Source organism: Vibrio sp. 10N.222.49.C9, assembly GCF_041474985.1.
Classification (GTDB): Bacteria; Pseudomonadota; Gammaproteobacteria; order Enterobacterales; family Vibrionaceae; genus Vibrio; species Vibrio crassostreae_C.
This window is the reverse complement of the sequence record NZ_JBFRVD010000320.1, coordinates 1-293: the sequence shown is the minus strand read 5'-3', so window position 1 is coordinate 293 and position 293 is coordinate 1. Positions and strand designations below refer to the sequence as shown.

General features: G+C 43.0%; 1 protein-coding gene. It reads left to right on the top strand.

The window, feature by feature from the left end; all coding sequences use genetic code 11:
- Positions 1-111: 111 nt before the first annotated feature.
- The coding region (locus AB4585_RS23325) for a hypothetical protein (RefSeq protein WP_372171159.1) at positions 112-293 on the top strand (182 nt) is incomplete at its 3' end.

Below are 293 nucleotides of genomic sequence, written 5' to 3'. Positions count from 1 at the left end.
GGTTTATACCAAATGAATCAAAAAGTAGTTTTGTCTGTTGGGTCACTCGTTTGTTGTGGGTTGATCTTATATTCGGTTTTGGGTGGAGATTCTTCACCAAAGGAATCTGGTGTGCAGGAACCGTCATTCATTGGGGTGAATGACAGTGTTGGTGCTATTAGTGATTCGACGTCAGATACGCTGAGGACTTTGATTGCAGAGAATAGGCAAAAAGAGCAGCAATATCTGCAGTTGGAGCGTCAATTTAGAGAGCTTCAAACTAGTGTAGAAGTCAGTGGAAAGCAGCAGGGTTC